15 protein-coding genes and 1 tRNA gene are annotated in these 17,519 nt (G+C 48.9%); 7 read left to right on the forward strand and 9 right to left on the reverse strand.

Annotated elements, in window-relative coordinates; translation table 11 throughout:
* The first annotated feature begins 77 nt into the window (after positions 1–77).
* From ispE to EZ315_RS02420, 4 genes are all read left to right on the forward strand, one after another.
* Positions 78–899: a 4-(cytidine 5'-diphospho)-2-C-methyl-D-erythritol kinase gene (gene ispE, locus EZ315_RS02405; protein WP_135470295.1), complete on the forward strand. Its 822-nt coding sequence runs from the start codon at positions 78–80 to the stop codon at positions 897–899.
* Between the two features lie 156 nt (positions 900–1,055).
* Complete coding sequence (locus tag EZ315_RS02410; protein WP_242452476.1) at positions 1,056–1,688, forward strand: nucleotide exchange factor GrpE; 633 nt, start codon at positions 1,056–1,058, stop codon at positions 1,686–1,688.
* Positions 1,689–1,711: 23 nt separating this feature from the next.
* Positions 1,712–2,872 carry a molecular chaperone DnaJ gene (dnaJ, locus tag EZ315_RS02415; RefSeq protein WP_135470297.1) on the forward strand — a complete coding sequence of 387 codons (1,161 nt, stop codon included), beginning with the start codon at positions 1,712–1,714 and terminating at the stop codon, positions 2,870–2,872.
* A gap of 223 nt (positions 2,873–3,095) precedes the next feature.
* The gene (locus EZ315_RS02420; protein ID WP_135470299.1) at positions 3,096–4,952 is read left to right on the forward strand and encodes a peptidase U32 family protein; all 1,857 of its coding nucleotides are present in this window, start codon (positions 3,096–3,098) and stop codon (positions 4,950–4,952) included.
* A gap of 11 nt (positions 4,953–4,963) precedes the next feature.
* Here the strand turns inward: EZ315_RS02420 and EZ315_RS02425 are convergent, their stop codons facing one another.
* Both EZ315_RS02425 and EZ315_RS02430 read right to left on the reverse strand, forming a co-directional pair.
* On the reverse strand, positions 4,964–5,782 hold the full coding sequence (locus tag EZ315_RS02425) for a transporter substrate-binding domain-containing protein (RefSeq protein ID WP_135470301.1): 819 nt from the start codon (positions 5,780–5,782) through the stop codon (positions 4,964–4,966).
* A 52-nt stretch (positions 5,783–5,834) separates the two neighbouring features.
* Entirely contained in the window at positions 5,835–7,817 is a 1,983-nt protein-coding gene (locus EZ315_RS02430) for a putative porin (protein WP_135470303.1), read from the reverse strand.
* A gap of 145 nt (positions 7,818–7,962) precedes the next feature.
* Here EZ315_RS02430 and EZ315_RS02435 point away from each other — a divergent pair, with 145 nt between their 5' ends.
* Both EZ315_RS02435 and EZ315_RS02445 read left to right on the forward strand, forming a co-directional pair.
* Positions 7,963–9,303, forward strand: coding sequence for a trigger factor (locus EZ315_RS02435; protein ID WP_135470305.1), 1,341 nt, complete (start codon positions 7,963–7,965; stop codon positions 9,301–9,303).
* A 572-nt stretch (positions 9,304–9,875) separates the two neighbouring features.
* Positions 9,876–10,433: a DUF4840 domain-containing protein gene (locus EZ315_RS02445; protein WP_135470307.1), complete on the forward strand. Its 558-nt coding sequence runs from the start codon at positions 9,876–9,878 to the stop codon at positions 10,431–10,433.
* A 164-nt stretch (positions 10,434–10,597) separates the two neighbouring features.
* On the opposite strand, the gene EZ315_RS02450 is transcribed toward EZ315_RS02445, so the two are convergent.
* The 5 genes from EZ315_RS02450 to EZ315_RS02470 form a co-directional block, all read right to left on the reverse strand.
* Positions 10,598–12,160, reverse strand: a complete 1,563-nt coding sequence (locus EZ315_RS02450; protein WP_135470308.1) for a DUF4435 domain-containing protein — start codon at positions 12,158–12,160, stop codon at positions 10,598–10,600.
* Entirely contained in the window at positions 12,157–13,098 is a 942-nt protein-coding gene (locus EZ315_RS02455) for a helix-turn-helix domain-containing protein (protein ID WP_135470310.1), read from the reverse strand. The genes EZ315_RS02450 and EZ315_RS02455 overlap by 4 nt, the downstream gene beginning before the upstream one ends.
* 366 nt (positions 13,099–13,464) lie before the next feature.
* The gene (locus tag EZ315_RS02460) at positions 13,465–14,157 is read right to left on the reverse strand and encodes an SIR2 family NAD-dependent protein deacylase (RefSeq protein ID WP_135470312.1); all 693 of its coding nucleotides are present in this window, start codon (positions 14,155–14,157) and stop codon (positions 13,465–13,467) included.
* A gap of 26 nt (positions 14,158–14,183) precedes the next feature.
* Positions 14,184–14,636, reverse strand: coding sequence for a nucleoside deaminase (locus tag EZ315_RS02465; RefSeq protein ID WP_135470314.1), 453 nt, complete (start codon positions 14,634–14,636; stop codon positions 14,184–14,186).
* 63 nt (positions 14,637–14,699) lie between these two features.
* A tRNA-Arg gene (locus EZ315_RS02470) sits at positions 14,700–14,773 on the reverse strand.
* A 140-nt stretch (positions 14,774–14,913) separates the two neighbouring features.
* Between EZ315_RS02470 and EZ315_RS02475 the strand changes: the two genes are divergently transcribed.
* The gene (locus EZ315_RS02475; protein ID WP_135470315.1) at positions 14,914–15,666 is read left to right on the forward strand and encodes an outer membrane beta-barrel protein; all 753 of its coding nucleotides are present in this window, start codon (positions 14,914–14,916) and stop codon (positions 15,664–15,666) included.
* A gap of 9 nt (positions 15,667–15,675) precedes the next feature.
* Here EZ315_RS02475 and aroB read toward each other — a convergent pair whose 3' ends face one another.
* Both aroB and EZ315_RS02485 read right to left on the reverse strand, forming a co-directional pair.
* Positions 15,676–16,719, reverse strand: a complete 1,044-nt coding sequence (aroB, locus tag EZ315_RS02480; RefSeq protein ID WP_135470317.1) for a 3-dehydroquinate synthase — start codon at positions 16,717–16,719, stop codon at positions 15,676–15,678.
* 33 nt (positions 16,720–16,752) lie between these two features.
* Positions 16,753–17,517: an HAD family hydrolase gene (locus EZ315_RS02485; RefSeq protein ID WP_135470319.1), complete on the reverse strand. Its 765-nt coding sequence runs from the start codon at positions 17,515–17,517 to the stop codon at positions 16,753–16,755.
* Positions 17,518–17,519 lie beyond the last annotated feature (2 nt).

The following is a 17,519-nucleotide window of genomic DNA, read 5'->3' on the forward strand; positions in this document are numbered from 1 at the left end:
ACACCTTTCCCCCCACACTTGAAACTAATGTCGATAAGTTTTCATTAACTTTGCAATCCGAAACAAGTACCAAGCTTATGATACTCTTCCCAAATGCCAAAATAAACCTCGGACTCGATATCCTCAGGAAACGTCCTGACGGCTATCATGACATCGAAACTGTCATGGTGCCGGTGCCATGGTGTGACGTGCTTGAAATAGTACCCGCCAAAGGTTCCGAGACCACACTCACCGTGAGCGGACGTAAGGTGGAATGCCCCATGGAAAAGAACCTGGTGATGAAAGCCTACAGGGCTCTTGAAGCAGAGGTCTCACTCCCTCCTGTCGACATATATCTGCGCAAGATCATTCCTGACGGAGCAGGGCTTGGAGGAGGATCGTCCGATGCCTCGTTCACCCTATTAGCCCTGAACGAGCTTTTCAGCCTCGGCTACAACCGTGAGGAACTTGCCCGCATAGCTTCAACTCTCGGTTCCGACTGCCCGTTCTTCATATACAACACCCCCATGCTGTGCACAGGCACAGGCACCGACATGGAACCTGTGGAGCTTGACCTGAAAGGTCACAGTATCCTCATAGTGAAGCCACAGGTGAGCGTTCCGACTGCCGCCGCCTATTCACATACAACTCCCGCCATACCGTCAACTCCGATACGTGACATCATCGCCTCGCCTATATCCTCATGGGAGGGGAGACTCAAGAACGATTTCGAACCGTCAGTGCTACCCGCCTATCCGGCAATAGCTGATGTGAAACGAAGCATCAAGGAGATGAATCCTATATACACGGCAATGTCAGGGTCGGGAGCGTCAGTGTTCGGAATCTTCGGGAATGACATTTTGTCACCCGTCATAAGAGAGAGGTTCCAGGGATGTGACACACTGGTGGCAACACTCTGACAAGCAATATTTTCAGCTGATATATCGAACGTTATACAGATATTTTTGTTCTAAAAATAGGCAGGTCCGTCACCAACCGAAAGCATTAAGACTCACTGACGTGAGTCTGGCAACATTTTTGCATACATATATTGTTTAAAATAAAGATATACCATTATGGCAAAAGATCCACAAAATCAACATACCCCCACTCCCGATACAGAGGAAAAGATGCACCGGGAGAATCCAGAAACCGAATGCTTCGATGATGTGCAGGACGCTTCCGATGAGGTAAATTCACAGGCTGATGAAGCCAATGAGATAATCGATAAGGAACTTGCCGACATAGATGCCCTCAACAAGCAACTTCTCGATGCCCAAGCCCAGGTAGAGAAGGAGAAAAAGGAGTATCTTTTCCTGATGGCAGAATTTGACAACTTCCGCAAACGTACCGTCAAGGAGAAAGGAGAACTAATCAAGAATGCTTCCGAAAGCGTGCTTAAAGGCCTACTGCCGATAGTCGACGACTTCGAGCGCGGACTTGATGCAAGCGCGAAGATCGATGATCCTGCCGAAATACGCAAGGGCATGGAACTCATCTATCAGAAACTCATCAAATATCTGGAGCAGAACGGAGTAAAAGCCATCGAATCGACAGGGAATCAGTTCGACGCCGAAATCCATGAGGCAATAGCCATGGTACCGGTCCAGGATGAGTCACAGAAAGGGATTGTAATCGACACACCGACAAAAGGATACACACTCAACGATAAAGTGCTTCGCCACGCCAAAGTGGTGGTAGGGCAGTAATATAACAACACCGCATCACCGTTATGGCAGCAAAAAGAGACTATTACGAAGTTCTTGGAGTCGACAAGAACGCCGATGAAAAGACCATAAAGAGTGCCTACCGCAAGAAGGCTATACAATATCATCCCGACAAGAACCCTGGGGACAAGGAAGCTGAAGAGAAATTCAAGGAAGCTGCCGAAGCATACGATGTGCTATCCAATCCCGACAAACGAGCCAAATATGACCAGTTCGGTCACGATATGGGACCACAAGGATTCCCTGGTGGCGGAGGTTTCCATGCGGGAGGATTCTCAATGGAGGATATATTCTCGCAATTCGGCGATATCTTCGGAGGAGCTTTCGGAAATATGGGAGGCTTCGAGTCGGCAGGCGGACGCACCCGCCGCCGTCAGCGCAGAGGCTCTGATCTGCGCATCAAGATAAAGATGACTCTCGCAGAGATAGCGACAGGCATCAACAAGACGCTTAAGATACCCACAATGGTGCCATGCTCACACTGCAACGGTACCGGTGCAAAGGATGGCACGGCTTTCCACAACTGTCCTACCTGCAACGGCTCAGGCACAGTGATACGCCAGCAGCAGACAATGTTCGGGATACAACAGTCGGTGATCGAGTGCCCCCAATGTCACGGCGAAGGCAAAATAATCACCGAACGGTGCAGCTACTGCAACGGCGAAGGTGTTGAGAGAAAGGATGAGACAGTGTCGTTCTCTATCCCCGCAGGAGTACAGGACGGCCAGACACTCACCATGCGCGGCAAAGGGAATGCCGCTCCACGCGGAGGAGCTAACGGCGACCTGCTCATAGTGATAGAGGAGGTAAAGCACCCCGAGCTAATACGTGACGGCAACGACATCGTATACAATCTGATGCTCGACCTGCCTACAGCCACACTCGGAGGCTCGGTAGAGGTACCGACCATCACTGGGCGTGCAAGAATGAAGATTCCAGCAAGCACCCAGCCCGGAAAGGTACTGCGCATGCGCGGCAAAGGCCTCCCCTCCACTGACGGATACGGCACAGGTGACGAACTTGTCAACATCATGGTATACATACCCGAAAACCTCGGACAACAGGAGCAGGCTGCTATCGAATCGCTCCGAGGCAAGCCAGGTGTAACCCCTGATGAATCCACGAAGAACCGTATTTTCTCAAAACTCCGTCACATCTTTGAATAAAAGAACGAAGCGGAACGGAAGAAAACATATAGTCCCGCGCTTGCTCTTCACGAGTGAGCGCGGGACTGTTATTATCAAAAAGCTAATTCTATTAGTTCCCTGTATTATGTATGACCGCTGGATATGCTGAAAGTTTAATATCCGACAGCGGGTTTTAATCTATTTTAACCAAATAATAAATCCGGCATTTGCAAGGATTTTATGGTATCGTTAATTTTGCATCATGCCAGTAAAGAAACCAACCCCCATCCCTCTTGAACTCCTCGCTCCTGCCAAGAACGCCGATATCGCCATAAGTGCCATACTCGCCGGGGCAGATGCCGTGTACATAGGCGCATCAAGCCACGGCGCGCGCAAGGATGCCTCCAACAGCATCAACGATATACGCCGCGTGGTAGAGACCGCCCATCCATTCAACGCCAAGGTCTACGCGACTGTCAACACTATAATATACGACCATGAAATCCATGAAGTAGAACGCCTGATCACCTCGCTCTATCATGCAGGGGTCGACGCCCTGATAGTCCAGGACATGGGAATACTACGCATGGATATACCGCCGATAGAACTTCATGCAAGCACACAATGTGATATCCGCACCCCTGAGAAAGCACGTTTCCTTGCCGATGCCGGATTCTCACGCCTCGTACTTGCCCGCGAACTTTCACTCAAGGAAATATCCGAGATACATGAGGCTGTACCAAACACACCGCTTGAGGGGTTCATACACGGAGCACTGTGTGTGAGCTATAGCGGAGACTGCCGTGCAAGCTGCATGACAGGAGGACGCAGTGCCAACCGTGGAGAATGCGCCCAGATATGCCGCCTACCCTACACTCTCACCGACTCACACGGCAATACTCTGACTGAAGGCAAGCATCTGCTATCGTTACGCGACCTCAACCGCTCCGACTCTATAGGAGATATGGCTGAAGCGGGCATAAGCTCATTCAAGATAGAGGGGAGGCTAAAGGAAGAGGGATATGTGCGAAACACTGTAGCATGGTACTCCAGAATACTGGACCGCGTTGTCGAAGGGAGCGGGGGGAGATATGTGCGCCAGTCGGCAGGAGAATCACATGCAGACTTCAACCCTTCGCCCGACAAGTCATTCAACCGCGGATTCACCACCTATTTCCTTTCCGGAAAAGCCCCGGTGAAGGGTGTTGCGTCAATCGATACCCCAAAAGCCACAGGAACACCCATAGGAAAGGTGATGAAATGCGACAACAGATCGATCACCGCATCACTGTCGGCACCGCTTGCCAATGGCGACGGACTCGGGTATTTCGACAGAGAGGGACAATTCAAAGGTTTCCGACTCAACCGTGCCAACGGCAACAGGCTATACCCGGCGACCCCTCAGAACATCCCTGCCGGCACCACACTCTACCGCAACCGCGACAAGGAATGGGACGATGCCATATCATCGGCAAAGACCACACGCACAATGCGCCTCGATATGGCTCTTACCAGAACCAGCGGCTCAAACATAGCCCTCGAACTCACATCAGAGACAGGGGTGTCAGCCACTGTGACAATGGATTGCGGTGACCTTAGCGAAGCTGTGACACCTCAGGAAGCTCCGCGCCGACGCATACTCAGCAAACTCGGGGACACTATATACCGACCGGGCAAGATCGTGGATCTCATAGGTCAACACTTCATACCTGCATCCCTTCTAACCTCCTTGCGCCGAGATGGGATAGCGAAACTCGACAGTGCGGCAAGAATGACCTACCGCTACAGCTACCGCCTCCCGGAAACACCTGAGGCAAAATACATATCCGACACAGCATCCATTCACGACAATGTAGCCAACCATCTCGCCGAGAGATTCTACCGTGACCATGGGGTAAACACAATCGTACCCGCCGCAGAGGTAAAGCGGCCTCAGGATGAGAACGGCACAATGGTCATGACCACACGTTACTGCATCCGCCGCGAGCTTGGAAAATGCCTGCTCACTCCCGGAGGGAGGTCATGGGACAATGGTCCGTTGTATCTCGTAAACGGCTCTGTGCGCCTGAGAGTGGAGTTTGACTGCTCACGCTGCGGAATGAACCTCTATTCTCTTTGAACAGAGAGAGCCTATTCACAGTCGAGCCACTTATCAAGCAATTCCTTATACTGAGGGGTCAGCTTGAAACGCTCGATCTGAGCATCGAGTGTATCAGCGAGAGCCGTGCGTCTCTTATTGAATATCCATGACTGGAACTGGCTGAACGAGACCTTAGTATCCACATGCAGATCGCTGTATTCCTCATGCAAGCGATGAGCCACCTCCTCGTTGACAACAGCCATAGGGATATCACCTGCCGAGACAAGCATCACAAGCTGCTCAGCCGAATACTTATGGGAGTCATGAATGATTATGCTGTCACCGATCTCTCTTGAAAGATTGCCTACACGCTCCGCCGCCGGTGAACCTGCCACAACCCATACCTGCTTCCCTGCCAACGCCAATGGAGTGGTGACGGTAGTGTCGCGGCTCACAAGCACCATGCGGTCGATATACACCGGCTCGCTGAACCTGAACCTCTGACGCAAAGAGGCCGTCACAGGTATATCGGCGATAAGCACATCATACACTCCGTCGCTCAAACGGTCGAGCGACTCGCTTACTGATGATACAGGGTAATACTTCACTTTATCGCCATACATCGCCGACATACCCCTGAGCATCTCATAATTGAAGCCGGCAAGAGTGTCGCCGTAACGATACAGCGACATAGGGGAATAGGCTATAGCCACATTGATGGTGTCATCGCGTCCGCGCTCGTACTCATATCCGGCATGGGTACCGGAGGCATTGATATATCTGACTGTGACTATGATGCCGACGGAAAGAATGGCAAGAGCCACCACCAGCAACCGCCGTGGAGTAAGAAATCCTTTGTGTCCGTTCATGTCATTATATACACTTGATTACTTGTATATAACACGCGGGCAAAGGATTTGGTTAATTAAGAAAATCTACCGACACTCCCATCAGGAATCTACGCGGGTTGAGCGGATAATGAGGGCTGGAGAAATAATTGTTGCCTCCGAGCTTGCCCTGGTTTACATGGGAGAACAGCACGAAGAAACGCGCGCGAGATAGCTTCATGTTAACATAAGCATTCATCATCGGATAATTGCCACACTTGATCTCATGCTGATTGTAGAATGTCATTGTCGAAGGCTGATATGCCGGAGCATAGTACTTTGTGTAATAATCCATATCCACACCCAACTGCACATCAAGCACCTTGGCAAGCTTGAATTGCAGATACAGATTGGAGTATATGGCAAGCTGAGGCAACGGCAATACGCTCTCGTCAGAGGATTTCTGATATATCACGGTGTTGCGCCAATTGAGTGCGCGGAAACGGAAATCCTGCTGAAGACGTGCGCTCAGCACCTGCACGCTTCCTCCCGCCTGCATGGGCAGGCACTGGTCATTGAAATATATCATGTTCTGCACATTCTCCACACCCACATCTATATTGGTGGACGTGTGTGGAATGTCGAGGACTCCTCCGAATCTGAGCCGGCGAGTCTTGCCGAAATCATTCTTCCACATGAAATGATTGGAGACAAAATTATTCATCAGATACGGAGCTGTAGTGTTGCTGAAATGACCATAACCCTTCAGCCTCACAGTATCTCCCAGGAACTTTATGCGGGTAGTTACATTTCCGTCGGCCTTCAGCTCTCCGGCTGCGGGACCGACAAGGCCAATCTGCACAGTACCCTCATAATTGAGCAATGTGCCCTGCCGCTTGGTGAGCTGGGCACCGACATATAAAAGATTCTCGGATGCCTTTGCAGAGAGCCTTTCGGCAAAAGGATAAGGCGTAAGCCCCTCAGGACGGTCGGGACCGCTGATAGGCAGGGTGTCAACCGCCTGGGTGTACTTTCGCAACTCGTGGGTCACGAATGCCGAAAGCCCCGCTTTGGCATACTTGTTGAAGCCTTCGAGAAGATCCACCCCTATAGTGTTACGGAGAGATGAATACTCGGTCTGGTCATCGGTCCATGCATCCGAAATGTAGTGGTTAGCCCAGAAATCCTCCTCGGAAGCCGAGGTGTTATAGAACCTGTGACGGTCCTCGCTATAGGACATAGTCCATATGAAACTCGACACAGGGACATATTCACGCGCGATTATGGAATCCTCATACACCGAATCGTAAGTCTCTTTCCAGAAACCGACCTTATAACGGTGGTTCATATACATCTGCTTACCGGCAACACGGTTACGTGAGGCTGTGAGATTGGTGGGGATGTTCTTGGGATTGATTTTCGACATGCCACCCTGTATCACTGCCGGATCTATTATGTAAAGGTCGTCAGTTATACCGCCATTCTCCTGGTTCAAAGCCGTATAGGAATTGAAATATCCCTGAAACTCATACCTGTCGCCCATATAGGAGCCGAAGAGATTCCAACTGAACGACTTTGCTGCCTGATTGGCATAAGATCCTTTAGAATAAGGATAGTCCACCTTCAATCCCACCTGCCCTTTCGGACTGAAGTTGCCTGAAAACAGGAACCTGAACCAATCCTGAGCTATCTCACGGCCGCCACCGGTGTTATAGCCCACAATCGACATCGGGATACGTGAGTTATAGAACTTCTGATCCTTCTCGGATGGGAGCCAGTATCTCTTGGCGTCCTTAAGGAAAAACGGACTGACAGGCTCCTGGTCCATGTATATCATATTCTTCCCTGCCGATGCCTGGTTGCCTGTGGTCACGAATGCCGGAGACACAGAGGTGGGTATGGCAGTGCGGTAATAATTATAGAGAAGAGTGTCCACAGACGCCGGCGAATGCAGCCCGAGAGGCTGGAGTATGCCCCATGCATAGGTAGGCTCTACCTCAGGGTCCTCAGCATGAGATCTGCCGAAGCCTAACACAGTGAAAAATATGATGATGAATATCGGAAAAATCTTTTTCATGGGTGCAAAAATACGGAAAAAAAGCGAGAATCCTAAGCTTATGCGTCCGCAAAATATCTTGAACGACTAAGTGCTTGCTATTTTGTGATTTTTTTGCTAATTTTGCACGCTGAAAGAAATTCTATAAATATAAGATACTTAAGAAATGAACATTTCAAAGGAAGAGATCTCTCCCGTAGAGCTTCGTCTCACGGTAGCCATCGCAGAGAACGACTATAAGGACGATGTGACCAAGAAGCTCAAAGAGATTGGCCGCACCCACGTCATCCCCGGTTTCCGCAAGGGTCATGTACCTTTCGGCGAGCTCAAGCGTCGTTTCGGCAAGCAGCTCACCAGCGACGTGATCAACGACACTGTATACCGTGCAGTCATTGACTATATCACCGAGAACAAGCTCAACGTCATGGGCCACCCGATGCCTGTTGAGGTAAAGGAAGCTTTCGAGGAAGGCGACCAGGAATTCAAGTATGACCTTGCACTCATCCCCACACTCGACATCAAGCCTTCTGCCGATGACCATTATCCTTTCTATGAGATTGAGGTCACCGACGAAATGATTGACGAGCAGGACACCAATATGCGCAAGCGTTTCGGTTCACAGAAGCCCGGCGAGGAAATGACAGCCGATGCAGTGGTGAAAGGCTCGCTCATGCAGCTCAACGAGAACGGTGAGGTCAACACCAACGAAGGTGCCATCCAGGTAACCGACGGCATAGTGTTCCCCCTCTATTTCAAGGACAAAGAGGAAACTGCCAAATTTGACGGCAAGAAGCCCGGCGACAAGGTGGTGTTCAACCCCAACAAGGCAGCCGGCGGCGATGCAGGCGAGCTCGCTTCCATGCTCCATGTAGACAAGGCTATCGCAGGGGACATCCACAATGACTTCGAGATGAACATCTCAGAAATCATCGTCAACCAGCCTGCCGAACTCGGAGAGGAGTACTACAACAACGTGTTCGGTCTTGACAAGGTACACAACGAAGAGGAATACCGCGCGGCTATCAAGGAACTCATCGCCGGTGAACTCGCACAGAACAGCCACATACTATTCCGCAACACCTTCGACAAGGCAATGATGGAGAAGTACGGCGATATGCAGCTCCCCGCAGCCACTATCAAGAAACTGTTCTTCGCTGACGCTGAAAACGCCGACGAGGCTTTCGCTTCACAGGAGGCTGCCATCAAGCATGAGATCATCGAGAACAATCTTCTCAAGAACCTTGAGATAAAGGTTGAGCCCAATGAAGTGCTTGACACTGCCAAGGCCCTCACCGCACGTCAGTTCGCCCAGTACGGTCTCGCAGGCATGGACGATGAGGTAATCACCAAGTATGCCAAAGAGCAGATTGAAAAAGAGGAGATACGCAATCAGCTCATCCAGCAGATACTCTCATCCAAGCTGTACACTGCAATCGAAGGTATGGTTTCACTCGATAAAGAGACCGTATCGCTCGACAAGTTCAAGGAGATCGCCCAGAACGCTTAATGCCTGTCGGCTCACAATGAGCAGATAAGGATAATACAATAAACGAAAGAGCTAAATCGGAATGATTTAGCTCTTTCTTGTTTATTGCCACGAGAGTAGTGTCGGACTATTTGCATAAGCTCAAATTAAATGTTACTGTCAACATTCCAAGATGAAGGTGTTTCACTTATGATGTTGTCAATGGCTTGTCTTTTAGCGGTAAAAGACAAGCCATTGAACTCTTGAAGAAACAATAGTGGTACAAAAAAAGGGGGAATGAGCCTTGAAACACTGATTTATGTCTGACAGAGAGAGGTTTTTATTGGAATTTCACTATTTTTGCATTTGGATTGGGAAAACCCTTTCCAAAACATAGATAAAAATAAGCGTTATGCTTATCTTGTAAGTGAAAACGTAGGAAATTTTCGACCGAGTAAGGATAGCATAGTGGTTTTCACGCATATGCATAGGCTGCTATTGTTACATCTGCTCAAACAGTTTCCGACGACCTTCACTGAAGACGTAGCATAGTTGGCTCACGTTTTTGCACATAAATTAATCTCTACATTGAGCCGTGTGAGAAAGGTAAAAGTATGAAGACAATAACATCAATCGTTCTATTCATCATTTTGGTATTCATCACAAGCTGCAATAACGATGAACCAAGATTTTCACCATCTGAAATTCAAAATGCGCTTTTTGAATTGAAAGGCACATATCATGGAAAAATGAGAGTCTCTTATTATCAGGGGAACACAATTTCAGAAGGTAATGCTTGTAAGGCTGTATCAAAGGATTCCTTGACTATCTACATGGATTTAACACCTATGGCATCTGTTATAACAGATGAATCAGTAGCCTCCAGGCTGCGTGACATAGGTGTTGTTCAAGTCAAAGCTGCTTATGATTTTTTACAAATGGATAATGTCGCATACCACTTCGCATTGCTTCCAGACGATGTGATTTGTCTTGGAGGCTCAGACGTTTCGGAAACGGTGAAAATTGTATTCTCTCAAATTTTCGGTGGAGATGCGGATTATCATTACCATAACATTATATTCAATCTGTCTCCAACAGAACTGTGGGTCGGCGACAAAAAGTATGAGCCGTTCCAACAGCTCGTATATCATTATGAAGGGACTTACGAATAACCAATACCAATCTATGTTTTCTCAAAGTTCAATCTGTTTTCAGCCTCTGTATTTTGGCTGCTTGCTGTGACGATAATGAGGACGAAAGAAAGCAAGAACTCATAGAATCTGCCACCTCATTTCATTCCGAATTGGTATTTTGAGCAATTTGGTTATTATGCCTCCTAACCGAGAGAGAAAGTCGAACGGATGGCGGTGCGGATATCGTCGGCACCAGGACGGTTGACTGAGAGAATGTTGATGATGGTGTTGATGTATACATCCTTGTCATCGCGGCGCAATCCGCAATGGTGAGCCACATGACTCTCCGAAAGCATGGTCTTACGGTTATAAACCCTGAGCACGGATGCATAGTCTCCGTCCTGGACATAACGTCGGAATTCGCGACACAGGCTCTCATAGGTGGCACGCGGATTAAGTTCATGAGCGAGATCGGAGATATGGTTCTCAAGCTGACCTATATTGGCAAAACGTCCGTCAATCCTGTGCTCCACACCTTTCTTTACACGGTGTCGAGTGTGCTGAAGTGCCTGCTGACGCAGATCGGCTTCGAAAAGACGCATTATGTTACGTTTCACTTTGGCAAACGCCTCATCCGGATTACGATGATTTATACGTGCCATAGTGCGTATCACAGGTTCGAGCATAAATATATTCTCTATCTCCGCCACGTCAGGCACATAGACCTGTTTCTTGCGCAGATAGCTCACCTCGCCTTCGTCGCGCCGATCGCGGTCGACAATACCATAGGCATTAAGATTGTGAAATGAGCGCAGGGAATTGAATGTGCGGGTCGACTCTATCACCCGGTCACAGCCTCCGAGCGATTTCACAGTGTAATCCTCGAATATAAGCGGGTACAGGCGGGCATCAATGGAATGCACGCCGTCACCCTCAATGAACAGCACCGGCTTGCGTGCCCCGATTATGGCAAGGTACACCTCATCATTTATGCCGTCGGTTGCGGTCAGGAAATCATAGTCCCATTCCCCTTTCACCGGATTGCAGTTCTTGACCCATATGGTGTTGCCCTGACCGCGAGTCGATGCGAACTGTAAATCATGTGTCACATAAATGAATGTACAGTCAGGACGGCTGTTCTCGATGCTGTTCCATAGCGAGGCTATGGAGGATGGATGGAGGAACATTTCGGGAGAGTCGACAAGTATCGTGGAGGCTTTCGGGGCGAAAGTCACTGCTCCGAGATAATACAGGACGGTCTTTTCTCCATCGGAGAGCTTGGAGGGGGAATAAGCGTCGGACGATATGTCACGGCTGAAGAGCATACGTCCGCTCTCGACGAGCACGCGGTTGCCCGGAAACACTTTCTGCCACTGCTCCATCACTCTGTCAAGCCTCGTGTGATGCATCTTTCGCTTGTCGCCCGAGTACTTGTACTGGATGAGGCTGAGCATCTCCTCATTGACCATAAGACCTATCATGCGTTCAAACTCACCTTTAAGATCAGGGCGAAGCAGCGATGAGCCCGACACAGCCTGGCGGTAGAGCATGTCAATAGAATTGTCGGAAGCATCCTCGCTGTCCTTGTTGTAAAGAGCCTTGATGGCTGAGAGGCGGAACGCCTGTCCGCCAAGATCGGCGGCAAGCCTGTTGGCAAAACGTGTCTTTCCAGAGCCGTTTGCTCCTATGATAACTACGTGGTGCAGACCGGATGTATCGATCTCAAGAGGCTGTGAGCCTTTACGCGGAGGGAGAGTGATATTCATGATCTCTGATATTCTGAAGGTGACATTCCGGTGAGATGCTTGAAATATTTTCCGAATGATGACTGGTTGGGAAAATTGAGTTCGTAAGCCACCTGCTGTATATTCTTGCCTGAGAATCTCAAAAGATTCTTTGCTTCAAGCACTACATATGAGTCTATAACATCTGTTGCCGACTTGCCTGTGCTTTCCTTTATGATGAGCGAAAGATACTTGGGGGAGATAAAGAGCTTGCCTGCATAGAAAGCCACCGAACGCTCCCGTGTGTGATGCTCATGAACGAGCCTCATGAACTCATTGACATATGTGGTGCGCCTCGAACGCGGCATCTTCGACTCTGAATTGTCCTTGATACGCCTTGTCACCATCTGCAACACCTGATAGGTGAGCGCGGCTATCACACAGCGCACAATGGACTTAGTGTATATGCTGCCGTTCTCTGTTGCCGAATTACGGTGGAGAAGCTTGAAATAATCACGCAGGGTATCAGCCTCCTCCTCGGTGATCTGCATCATGTTGCCCATAAGGGAATCGTTGCCGAGACGCGTCGCCGATCCAAGCACATTGAGATCAAAGTTGATATCCTTCATAAACTCGGTCGACACAAACAGCATATAGCAATCAAGACCGTCGCGTTCGAGGTCCTTCATCTCGATCATCGATCCCGGTGTGGTGACAGCAATACAGTTGGCGGTGAGTGTGATGGGCTTGAGATTGATCTCCAACTCCATACGCCCCCTGAAACAAAGTATCCACGACATACCGTCAAGACGCCTTGGGCCATCGATATACTCTATCTTGTTCATGGAGTCATAGCGCAACGCCTTGGAGATGCTGTCGGAGGTGATGCGAGTAAAAAGATAGTCGTCACTGAAATTGGAGAATTCGGTAGAGAATCTTGCCAGTGACGTAAGTTGCTTCAGGTTGACTATATTTCCCATATCCGAGAATCCTTTTATCGCAAAATTAGTCAATAAATCCACAGAATCAATCGCATGGGTAAAGTTTTTGGCTTTTTTTGCTAATTTTAGCGATGTATGGACGATGACACACCAAAGATCCACGTATCAATCATCCCATGAATGGTACATCAGCATCGAAGGAATCTGAACGTGCAGAAAAAATAAAAGAGCTAACTTCACAGCCAGCTCTTTCCTATTTTAACCTAACTTTTTTGTTGACTTTATAAGGTTGAAATTCTTGTTATATAGTGGAATAATATTCTTATTAATCTAATAATACGAATATGAGATGTGCAAAGTTAAAAATTAATCTGCAAATTACCCCCCCCCATTTGTTAATTTATGTTAACACGAAGAACAAAGCAATTTGCACAGCTGCTCAACTCCTGTTGTAGCTTTGTCCTTGATGACTGTGACATTGGACGGGACCGATGCCGGATTTGGATCAATGTAATATACCGGAACTCCCGGACGCACATAATGGAGCAAGCTTGCCGCCGGATACACAACAAGGGATGTGCCGATCACAACAAATATATCAGCCTCGGATGCAAGCTGAACAGCGGCTTCCATATTGGGGACAGCCTCCTGGAAAAATACGATGTGAGGACGCACATGGTCACCATACCTGTCAAGAGTCTCGGGAGTCGTCTCCAGATGTTCAATATCGAGAGTGTAGACACGGTCGGGATGAGGTATGGAACGCACCTTCATAAGCTCACCATGAAGATGCAGCACATCGGAACTTCCCGCCCGTTCATGAAGATCGTCCACATTCTGAGTCACGATATACACATCATACCACTTTTCAAGCTCCACCAGAGCCATGTGGGCAGCATTAGGCTTACAATCAAGGAGTCCTTTGCGCCGCTCGTTATAGAACTTGTGCACTATGGCAGGATTACGCGCGAAGCCATCCGCGCTGCACACTTCCATGACAGGATAGTTCTCCCATAGCCCATCGGCATCACGGAAAGTGGATATGCCGCTTTCCGCACTTATACCTGCACCGGTGGAGATGACAAGTTTCTTTTTCATAAAGGCTGCTTTATATATCTATGCTATTAACGTTTCGACTTGAAAAAAGATTGCATTAGTGCCGCACATTCTTCCTCAAGGACTCCTGGCGTGACAGTGGCACGCGGATGAAAAGGGGTGCATGAAGGCAGAAACGAACGGTAGCCTCGCTTGGGATCGGACGCACCGTATACTATCCTCGACAACTGTGACCACCCTATCGCTCCTGCACACATCAGACAAGGCTCCACTGTGACATAAAGGGTGCAACCGGAAAGGTATTTTCCCCCAAGGGTGGCTGCCGCCGCTGTGAGAGCCTGCATCTCGGCATGTGCTGAGACATCCGACAATGCTTCCGTGAGATTGTGGCCTCGCCCTATCACTCGTCCTCGCGCTGAAACCACCACCGCACCGATCGGCACCTCATCGGCATCATAAGCCTGCCTGGCTTCATCAAGCGCAATGCGCATGTACTGCTGGTCAGTTTCCGTCTGTGTCATATACTCTGAAAATGTAATAAAACAAGACTCATCAGCAATGCTGATGAGTCTTTTAATGCTTTGTGACTCCTACAGGATTCAAACCTGTAACCTTCTGATCCGTAGTCAGATGCTCTATTCAGTTGAGCTAAGGAGCCGTCTTTTTTTCTTTTGCGATGCAAAGTTAGGGACATTTTTGATACTGTGCAAATTTTTCGACAATTTTTTTCAAAAAAAATCGCATTTTTTGGAAAAGGAGCATTTTTAGCGTAATTTTGAGGCATAAAAACACTGAAAAATGCGCAGACAGCTAATTTCACTCCTTATCATAATATCGGCAATATTCACTGCAATGGCGGAACAACCGATCTTTGCAGACCACAACCGTACAGAAAAATTCCTCGACATAGATATACATGCACTTGCGGGAGGTGGCATCATAACGGAAAACTACATGTCATGCTACCCCGAGATATCCGATATCAATACCAGAATGGGACCGGCATGCGGCATAGGTGCAGGAGCAAGATTCAATCTGAGAGAATTCCTCGGACTTGGCACAGAACTTAACTTCACACGCAACTCCGGAGAGACGGATATGGCCGTGTCAGGAAGCAACAGCCACAACGTGTCGAAAGTATTCCAGACCAACACTTACTATAAACTTGACTTCCCTGTGTATGTATCCTTCATATTCAATATCTCAGGAAGCGTAAAATGGAATGTGGATACAGGGATGTACTACTCCTATGGGACAGGTGGCACCCAAAAGAACAGCATTCATGACACCAAGGCAAATAATATAGGACAGCTCGTAATGTCAGTATCCGATCTCGAATCCGGTTTCTACAATGATCACAGCGGATTCATCAACTCATACCACCGCAGCGACATGGGGTTTCATCTGGCTACCGGCATCACGTTAGGCAGACATATGCGCATCGGAGCCAGAACCCAGATAGGTTTATCCAATATAGCGAACTCCACAGGCATTGTAAAACCTACATGCCGCACGCTTAATTTTCTCGGGACAATAGGCTGGCAATTCTGAATCGAGAGCTTAACAGATGAGATCGCGGAATATATCAAGAGCCTCTTTGATCTGCGATTCCGTGGCACAACGGTCAATCAATGGTTCACCCGGAGATGAGAGAAGGGTGAAATTGATATGCTCAGCTGTTTCGTTCTTCTTGTCATGGCTCATGAGCTCAAGCAGGCGCGGATAGTCCTCACATGATATGTCGGGCGAACCGTAGCCATGCTCTTTCAGATATGACGCATAACGATACAGCTCAGCCGACGGAAATTGCTCTGAGATATGGGATATCACCATTTCTGTCATCATTCCCCAGGCTACAGCATAGCCATGAGGCACAGGACAGCCTCTTTCCATTGCCAGCGACTCGAAAGCATGTCCTATAGTGTGGCCTAGATTCAATGCGCGGCGTATGCCCTTCTCGCGAGGGTCCTCATTCACAATACGCTCCTTCACCCTTACACTCTTTTCGAGCAACGGCAACAAGCGGTCCATGTCAGCATCAGCTATATCAAAATCAAGGAGTTCATGATAATCCTCCTCCGATGACAGCAACCCATGCTTGAGCATTTCGGCATATCCTGACAGCATCTCTTCCTTAGGCAAGCTTGAGAATGTGGATGTAGAGATCACCACGGCATCTGCGGGAGCGAATGCTCCGATCTCATTTTTCAATCCCTCAAAATTTATTCCGGTCTTGCCTCCTACGGCAGCATCAACCGCCGATAGAAGCGTGGTAGGCACATTGATAAACCTCACCCCCCGCTTGAATGTCGCGGCAGCAAATCCTCCCATATCAGTGACCACTCCGCCACCGATATTTATAACCACCGACTTTCGGGTGGCACCTCCGGCAATAAGCCCGCTCCATATCCGGGACAACGTGGAAAGGTTCTTAGCCACATCACCAGGCTCAGTGACAATCACCGGATAGGACAGAGAAAGAGCGGGAAGCACTTTGTCTCGGACATTGGCGTCAGTCACAATATGCACCGAAGAAGGGGCCATTTCCCCTATAAGCGACCTTAGTGCAGAGGATATATCGTTGGTGTAGAGAATCGTTTGCATAGCATAATTAATTTAGAGGAGGTCCAACAAGCATTAGAGAGGATCAATGGATGTAGAAAGGAGAGAAAATATAAGTGTAGGCAATGCTTCAGCAAAAGCCTCCATCGACGGGAACACTACAGCGGCTCCGGCGCGCTCCATCTCCTCGACAGGAATTGGCCCTGTAACCACTCCTACCGTGAAAGCTCCAGCCTTATTGCCGGCTTCAACTCCTAACGGCGCGTTCTCGACCACTATCGATTGCGAAGGGCTCACCCTGGCAAGCTGCATGGCTCGTATGAAAGGCTCGGGATGCGGCTTGCCATGCTTTACGTCGCGAGCTGTCACTCTCATTCCCGGGTCAAAAATACCGGGAAAGTCTGTGTCTATGCGCGACAGCAGACTGTTCTGCCCCGACCCTGTCACCAGCACCCTGCGCAACCCCATTTCCTTTAACAGATTCAACATCTCGAAAGCCCCGGGCATTGGCTCAACCGGAGGCAGTTCGTTGAAATATACTGTCTTTTTATGGTACATCTCAGTCTTCTCTTCGTCGGTGGCATCACGTCCCCAGGCTCGATTGACAAGAGCGTTTATTGTAGAGGCACCGGTACGCCCCTCATAGAGATAGAACTCATCGCGGGTGCATGGTATCCCTGCCTCGCTTATGAGACGATACCATGAAGCCGTATGATTCTTCATCGAGTCATACAGCGTACCGTCCATGTCGATGAGGGCTGCGCGCGGTGTCACGCGCTGATAGTGATGACGCTCAAGAAATCTCACTATCTCGGAATGAAATGGAAGCACAGTTGCCATCG

This window comes from Duncaniella freteri, assembly GCF_004766125.1.
Lineage (GTDB): Bacteria > Bacteroidota > Bacteroidia > Bacteroidales > Muribaculaceae > Duncaniella > Duncaniella freteri.